Annotated in this window: 1 pseudogene; it reads left to right on the top strand. The window is 66.3% G+C overall.

Annotated features, from left to right (window positions below):
• A pseudogene (locus tag KVT44_RS55680) lies at positions 1-377 on the top strand (trehalose synthase); the annotation flags it as partial.

Here is a 377-nt window from a genome sequence, read left to right as displayed (position 1 = left end):
GACTTCCCCTCCGGCGGCGACGAGTGCCACATGGCGTTCCACTTCCCCGTCATGCCGCGGATCTTCATGGCGGTACGCAGGGAATCCCGGTACCCGGTGTCGGAAATCCTGTCGAAGACCCCGGCGATCCCGTCCGGCTGCCAGTGGGGCATCTTCCTGCGCAACCACGACGAGCTCACCCTCGAAATGGTCACCGACGAGGAACGCGACTACATGTACGCGGAGTACGCCAAGGACCCGCGGATGCGCGCCAACATCGGCATCCGGCGGCGGCTCGCCCCGCTGCTCGACAACGACCGCAACCAGATCGAGCTGTTCACCGCCCTGCTGCTGTCCCTGCCCGGCTCGCCGATCCTCTACTACGGCGACGAGATCGG

This window comes from Streptomyces sp. GbtcB7 (genome assembly GCF_019091445.1).
GTDB classification, from domain to species: domain Bacteria; phylum Actinomycetota; class Actinomycetes; order Streptomycetales; family Streptomycetaceae; genus Streptomyces; species Streptomyces mirabilis.
The sequence above is the reverse complement of the archived record's forward strand: the minus strand, read 5'-3'. Positions and strand labels throughout refer to the sequence as shown.